General features: G+C 66.7%; 7 protein-coding genes. All 7 read right to left on the reverse strand.

All coding sequences use genetic code 11. The features are described 5' to 3' along the window. Positions 1-306: 306 nt before the first annotated feature. A complete protein-coding gene (locus AC4D2R_RS17890) occupies positions 307-1,188 on the reverse strand; it encodes a DNA/RNA non-specific endonuclease (RefSeq protein ID WP_490941451.1) in 882 nt (293 codons plus the stop codon). Positions 1,189-1,590: 402 nt separating this feature from the next. After that, entirely contained in the window at positions 1,591-1,743 is a 153-nt protein-coding gene (locus tag AC4D2R_RS17895) for a hypothetical protein (RefSeq protein ID WP_490941452.1), read from the reverse strand. Positions 1,744-1,896: 153 nt separating this feature from the next. Next, positions 1,897-2,085: a hypothetical protein gene (locus AC4D2R_RS17900; RefSeq protein WP_490941453.1), complete on the reverse strand. Its 189-nt coding sequence runs from the start codon at positions 2,083-2,085 to the stop codon at positions 1,897-1,899. A 341-nt stretch (positions 2,086-2,426) separates the two neighbouring features. Beyond that, positions 2,427-3,116, reverse strand: a complete 690-nt coding sequence (locus tag AC4D2R_RS17905) for a DUF8692 domain-containing protein (RefSeq protein ID WP_490941454.1) — start codon at positions 3,114-3,116, stop codon at positions 2,427-2,429. Positions 3,117-3,381: 265 nt separating this feature from the next. Next, a complete protein-coding gene (locus tag AC4D2R_RS17910; RefSeq protein WP_490941455.1) occupies positions 3,382-3,834 on the reverse strand; it encodes a MarR family winged helix-turn-helix transcriptional regulator in 453 nt (150 codons plus the stop codon). Between the two features lie 423 nt (positions 3,835-4,257). Further along, positions 4,258-5,148, reverse strand: coding sequence for a diacylglycerol/lipid kinase family protein (locus AC4D2R_RS17915; RefSeq protein ID WP_490941456.1), 891 nt, complete (start codon positions 5,146-5,148; stop codon positions 4,258-4,260). Between the two features lie 121 nt (positions 5,149-5,269). Next, positions 5,270-7,168: an alpha/beta fold hydrolase gene (locus AC4D2R_RS17920; protein WP_490941457.1), complete on the reverse strand. Its 1,899-nt coding sequence runs from the start codon at positions 7,166-7,168 to the stop codon at positions 5,270-5,272. Positions 7,169-7,275: the final 107 nt, after the last annotated feature.

Consider the following 7,275-nt stretch of genomic DNA (forward strand, 5'->3'; position numbering starts at 1 on the left):
ACCAGAACCCCCGCACCTTCACCGTGGAAGACCGGCAGATGCTCAAGGCCCTGGCCCAAGCCGCCCAGCACGAAATCATTTCCTGAGCCGCCGACGGCCGCACATCGCGGAATCTGCGTTGCCGCGGCGGCCCACCGGTCAGCCGCCGTCCGGGGCCTCCAGCGCGTGCATGCGACGCGGACCCGCGGGCCGTCGACGAGCCGTGGCGGGAACCATTGCAGCCGTGCCGGGTTCACTTCACGCAGATCGATTACAACCCGCGGAACCGCTGATGTTCTTTGGTCAACTCCTGCTGCGCCTGCGGCGCTACCGGGACCAGCTGATGTCGCCCAGGGCGGACAGCTCCAGCCACGCCGATTCCCTGTCACCGGGTGCGGCGGAGCGCACCCGGGGCAACCGGTCGACGGCGGCAAACCGGTCCAGGTCGAGTCCGGTCAGGGCGGCGATGTCGGCCACGGGGACCTGGAAGGTCCGGAACGGTCCCAGCGGCGGGGCCTCACCAAGGAGCCGGCGGGCCTCGTCCAGGTCCGGCAGCACCGGTGTCTGGTCCACGATGTACCCGGTCGAGGCGAGTTCACCGCCGTCGAGGAATGCGGCGACCTTGAAGAAGCGCAGCGGGATCCCCACCCCCCGGTACACCGGATCGTCCTCGCTGAAGACGGGTCCGGTGAATACGATCAGGCGCCGGCGGTGATCGGCGGCATTGTTCAGCAGGTAGGACTCCAGTCCGAGCCAGAGCTCCATGCCCTGGTTGAAGCGGGCGGCCTGCGGGGCGGCGTTGGTGTAGTGGAAGGTGTCCCGGTTGGCCTGCTCGGCCTCTTCGGCGGTGTCGCCCCAGACGGCCGAGGCCCGGCGGGCCATGTGTCCGCGGTCCAGGTCGTTGTCGGCGTAGACCCGCTCCCCGGTCTGCTGGTCTTCCTCCAGGCGCGGATCCAGCCGCCAGCGCATCCCGTCACGGTCCCGGTCCATGAGCCGTGCGCCGTCGATCCCTAGGGCGGCGACGGCGGCCAGGCGTTTGTCCAGGCGCATCAGGACGCTGAAGTGGGTGTAGGGGAGCAGGACGGTCTCCACGTCCAGGGTCAGCCGGGGCACGGGAACGTCCACGCCCAGGAACCGCTCATCGAAACCGGTGCGGCCGGAAAGATCTCCGACCGTCAGGGACGGGCGCTCGGGGGGCAACTGATTCATCCGCAGAACCTATCAAAGGCAGGTGACGGCAGCGTGAACACGCCGGGTGAAGGTCGGACAAGAGAACCTCACCGACAACCAGCCACGACGGTCCAGGCAATACCGTCGGCCGGACCAACGGTAAGCGCCAGTCCTGGGCGCGGCCAGGACCCGGGGCATGATCCTCCATCGCTGAAGGCAGGGCGGACGCTCAACGGTACCCGCGGACCAGCCCTCACACAGCACGACCGCTGTGGGCGCTCCGACGCATTTTCTGCATGAGAAGGTGAAGGTTCCGGGCAATCACCGGTTCGTGCGCCGCGATGGACAGCAGGCGCGGCGGTCCGCGGGAATCCGGCCATGGTGGGGTTCGGCTGCGGCGCAGGACGAGCCGTTGCAGATAATTCCGGTGAGCCGACGGCCTCACTCCGGCAGATAGGGCCGGTAGGGGTCTGGGGTGCCATCGACCACCGGCACGAGGAGGTCGACCGTACCTTCACTGGTTTCGGCGGTCAGCGTCGTCCGTGCACCCGGGGCGTCCCCGGCGCTGTGCAGCAGCGTCGGGTTCGTATCCAAGGGAGGGCTGCCCTGCCCCGGCACGACGACGATCCTTTGCTCGTCTGCGTCGCTGATGGTGACCTCAACCGGCGTCTTTGAGTTGTTCTCCAGGGTGCCCAGGATCCGGGCGGGGCCACCCTCTGTGGCGGTGACGAGCAGGACGCTGCGCAGCTACACTGCTCCCACGCTCTTGTCATCACCGACCGCCGTCGAGTTCCAGTTGTCCTCGCCCCCGGAGGCACAGGCAGTGAGCGCGAGTGCCGCACCGGCCAGCACTGCGGCAAGCCTCCCGCCGTGATGTTCATGACGTTGCCGGGGGAGCGGGGGCGGTCGGTGAGGGGGATCCGGGATGGTGTACATCGCTGCCTCCTTGGGAGTTCGCGTTCCAATGGTGTGCTTCGACCGTAGGCAGATCCCGGCCGGCAAAGGAACGGGCGAGACCAGACCGCAACAGCACTCCAAGGCTGTGCCCGGAAACCACGGCGGACCCGGGAGCGTGCCGGCCGACGCGGGCACTGTGCACGCCGATCCATGTCCTGAGGGCCGTGCACCAGTGCACACTGCTGATCAGCGGCACCGATGCGGCGGCCCCACCCCGACAGCCGAGCACCACCAGGCCCGACAGGATCCACGGCCACGCCGGTCAGAAAGGGAAAATCCGGATCCTGCCGGACGCTCCGCGCCAATCAACGCTGCGGACACTACATCCCCGGTTGACGTTCGGCCGGACGGTACGCGGTTGCCCGTTCGACGGGGCGGTACTCGATGAAGTGAAGCAGGGAGGCAATGCACAGGGCGATCCCGAGCATTTCCAGTGTTTCCTCCAGCAGGGTGAGCACGAAGAACGCCGGGGTGAACCCGGTGCCGGCCAAGGCCAGCCCCGCGAGGGTTTCCACACCCATGCCTCCGCCGACGAACACGGCGCCGGCGATGATCAGCCCGTTGCGCACCCCTGCCGGAAGCGAGAGAACCATGCGCAGCAGAAGCAGGACAACCACCGCGGCGATCACCGCTCCCGGAATCACCCACACGAACCCGAGCTCGAAGGGAAGGACCTTCGCCAAGGCGGCCCCGATCACATCCAGGCGTTCGTGCAACTCGAGCATCTCATCGATCGAGAACAGGACGCACACGGCGGCGAAAAACCACCATGTGCGCCGGAAGCGGGACGCGCTGCGGGCCAGATAGCCGCCCATAAGGCCGGCGGCGATCCACATAACGGAGCTGTACCAGGTGGGCACGTTGATTTCGCGTCCCACATCGAAAAAGTAGAACCAGAAATGGATGTCATCGAAGGTGTCGGGGGTGGATTTCTCCAATGCCAGGAACAGGGAACCGCTGGCAGCGCTGAGAATCAGGCAGGGAACCAGCAGGATCACAAATGTCTTCAACAGTGGTATCCGCCGCCATGGCCGTCCACCGGTTTCGGGTGTGATCACTGGTAATTCCGCCGGGTGGGAGGGATCACGGGGTGAACTGTTTGGCACCGATTACCTCGCACAGAAAAGTCATGAAATTTAGGAACGCAGGGTCCCCAGCCTACGGGCTGGTATTCGCTATGTTGACGACGAGGGATGGGTGGGCGAATACCCCGCCTCAGGGTGAATTCAGATGAGCGGCGGCGTCACCCTCACTGGCTCAAAGCAGGCGAGCGTCCTACCCGTCGCTATCCGACCGATGCGAAGGCGCCACCGCCCGCGCACGGTCCTGGCTGATAATTCGGATCAGCGCCGCCCGTAGGGCCTCCGAGCCCAAACCGGCGCCGTCATTGAAGTCCTGTTCTGCCTGATCAACCTTCTCCAGAATCGCCTGCCCCTCACCGGTGATCCGGACGGTCACGTTCCTGCGGTCGGTGATGCTGCGGGCCCGGGCCACCAGCGACCGGCTTTCCAGCCGGGCAAGGAGGAACCCGACCGTCTGGCCCTGCACCCTCAATCGACGCGCCAATTCGACCTGGGATATCGGTCCCGACTCGGCGAGGGCCCGCAGCGTGTTGATTCCGGCATGAGTGACACCCAGCTCGACGAGATGCCTATTCCACGCATGTTCGGTCACGCGTGCCGCCGTGAGGAGAAGCCGGGTCGTTGTCCACTGCTGCGTATCAATCATGTGACCGCTCCCTGCATTCGTCGGCAACTCGATGCGAAGTGTGCTTACTAACTGTTTCCGGTAACCCTAACCTGATCAGCACGGCGGGGCAGCCGAACTGTCTTCGACGGTCGTCGGCCTTGCCCCATGGTTTGAAGGCCGTACCTTCCAGGAGCCGCAGCCAGACTTCCCTGGCCGTCGGGATGGACGGAACCGGCCACTGCGATCGGCAGCGGGATCTCCGAGGCGTTGACGCCGTCCTTCCGTGCCTGCCGGCAGATCCTCGACAAAACGTTGCGTACCAGGGTGATTTCCTCCGAAACCGGCACCGCCACCCACTGCACACCGATGAAGGACGCCACCCCGTACCGGGTGTGGTCACTGCCGATCAGGTTGGGCCATAGGCCGCCTTCGCGCGGCCCGGGAAGGATGACCGACGGAAGGTCACCCGAGGATGGACAGGGCCCGCGGGATGCTGTCAATGATGACGGCCGTGTTGGCGTCAACGGACTTCACTTCGCCGTCGATCTGGTAGGGCATGGGCTTGAGGGTTGAGAACCGGTACTGCGCGTAGCTGGGCTGGTCGCCGAGTCCCTTGGTGGTGGCACGCAGGGCGGTGAGCAGGATCCGCCACTTGGCCATGTGCGGGAAGATGATGACCTCGAACTTCCCGTCGGCAGGGTGGTCTCCGGCCTCGCTGAGGGTCGCGTACTTGGCCATCTCGGAGATGTTGGCAAACACGAGGCTGTCGAATCTCCGGCGCCTGCCATCGCTCTGGCGGATCTCGAAGGGTTTGAACTTCGAAAAGGTGCGCACAACAGAGAACATTTCCTTGATGGCGCCCTTGCTGCCCTTCTCCAGATCGATCGCCATCACCGGCGTCAGGCCGAACCCAATGTACGAGTGCGCGTACACCGGGTCTGCATCCGGCTCGTCCATGCCGATGCGCAGCAGGTCGATCCGGCGCACATGGCCCTCGATGATGGCCTCGGCCAGGGGCTTGCGTCCCGTGACGCGGCTGTGGTCGTTGGCGTTGCCGGCGGCCAGCACCGCGCACACGGCGTCGTCGCTGCCGCTGGCCATGACACCGTTGACGACCTCGTTATACCCGCCGTCCCCGCTGACCGACACGACCAGGGCGTTGGGCGCCGAGGCCGCCTTCCGTGCCAGATCCACCGCGTGGCCGGCGTGTTCGGTGGGCTGGAGTCTGACGTCCGTCCCGGGCAGCGAGGGCGCCAGCTCATCGCGGAGCTCCACGGCGAGCTTCGGGGCGTCTCCGGTGCTGTTGGGATTGAAGATGACAGTGATCGTGTCGAACCTGCGGGGTGATTCCATTGGTCTACCTATTTCTGATCATGGGGCCCGGGACGAAGGATTCCGGGTTTACCGAGTTTGTTCCTGCCACGCGTGGCCGCTTGCGGGAGGATGAGGCGAGTGAGGTGCGGTGGTTGCGGACCTACGCCGCTTCGGGTTCGTCGAGGCGGTCCGCGGTGCCGGTCAGAAAGGACATGATGCGGTCGGCAACGGCTCCGGAGGCGCTGTGGTGCACACCGTGGAAGGCTCCGTCGATCTCCGCCAGTTCCCCGTCCACGGCGGTTCCCGCGAGGTCACGGGACCAGCTGGATCCTGCAACGAGGTCGCGGGAACCGCGCATCATCAGAACCGGTTGCCAGGCCAGGGGCAAGCGTTCCTCGAGGGGGTACTCCATGGCCACTTTGAGTTCGCTCAGATACCAGCGCGGCCCGCAGCGGAGCATGTCGGTGAACTGAAGGGTGTTCAACACCGGTTTCTCTAGGGCGTTGTTCACCGTGAGGGTCAGTGCCTGCTGGGGCACGGTCCGCCGGCGTGCGTCAACGGCCGCGCCGATGAGGATCAGGTGGGAGACGAGTCGGGGGCGTTGGAGCGCCAGTTCGGTGGCGCTCTGGACGCCCATGGAGTGCCCGATCACCACGCAGGAGGACACACCCATCTGATCCAGGAGATCCCCGATGAAGTCCGCCTTCGCCTTGTTCGTCATGCCGGCCGTGGGCGTCCTGGTCCACCCGTAACCGGGCAGGTCGAGCAGGATGACCCGCCCGTGGGCGGACAACTGGCTGCCGAGGCGCTGGAAGTAGCGGTGGGACATGCCGATGCCGTGAATGAGCACGAACACGGGCACGACCTGCGCCTGGGCCCGCGCCGACGCTGAGGTTTTTGCCCCGGCGGGCCCATGCGGGATCTGGTGGGCGCGGGCCTGCCGGTCTCCGGTCGTGAGACTGACCTGCCCGCGCGTATGCGCGGGCAGTGGTTTGGGCCGCGGCGCGCACCGCTCAACGAGGGTGCCCCCGGCGGCCCCGAGGGCACCGAACGGCTCTTTGGATCCCGGATGCGGTGTCGCTTCGGGGGTGGGCGGGTGTTCGTCGACGAACCGGGTGATGGCCGCGCCGACGGCTGCGGCGCCTGCCCGGTGTGCGGCGTGGGCCTGTCCGGAGATTTCCACGAGTTGTCCCTGCCTGGAGGTGCTGGCGAGCCCGGCGCACCAGTGCCGGCGGGCGATGGGGTCCCGGGTGCCGCGGATGATCAGGACGGGCCGGGTCACCAGGGGCAGCCTATGGTCGAGACGGTATGTGAGCATGACGGGCAGTTCTGTGAAGTACCACGGCAACCCGCAGCGGGCGTAGGCGCCGGCGGCCAGCACTGTGGTGAGCGGGTGTTCCATGACCGTGTCCAGGCTCAGGGACAGGGTGTGGGAGAAGGCCGATGCGTGCGAGGTATCGGTGACGGGGCCGATCAGGACCACCCGGGCGACCAGGTCGGGGCGCTGCAGGGCGAGTTCGGTGACGAACTGGGCTCCCATGGAATGTCCGATCAGGGTGCAGGAGCGAAGCTGCGCCGCGTCCAGGGTCCGGGCGATGGCTGCCGCGTAGTCCCCGACGCTGAGCGGGCGGTCGGGCTTCGGTGTTCCCCCGAAACCTGGAAGATCAAGCACGTGCGATTCCGCCGAGGCGCCAAGTTCCTCCTGAAGTCTGCCGAAATAGCGGTGGGACATGCCCAGGCCGTGCACCATGACGAATACCGGTGCCCCACGGGTCACGGATGCCGGCCGGAAGGAGTGAAGACGGCAGACCGGTGCGGCGTCGTCCCCGCCGGGCGGGACATGGACGGTGCCGACCACGTCGTGTCGGAGAGCGCCGGGTGCTGTCGCTCCGGAAGCCACGTGCGTGGGAGGTGTTCCAGCGGAACCGGCTCCCCGGTGCGCTGCGGACATCCTGTGCCGAAGAGCGGCACGAAGCCTGGTGATACCGGCACGCTTGCTGCCCAGGCGCCGGGAGCGGTTGTTGGAGGAGGCGGCGGAGGTCCCTGTGTTACCGCTCATGGGCGCCGGAACCGGTTGACCATGGGGCAGTCGAACGGATCGCGGGCGGCAAGGCCGACCCGGTTGAGGTAGGTGACCACGGCGGCGTAAGAAGCGCCGACGCCGAC

It is taken from the genome of Arthrobacter sp. TJ-217, from assembly GCF_058269255.1.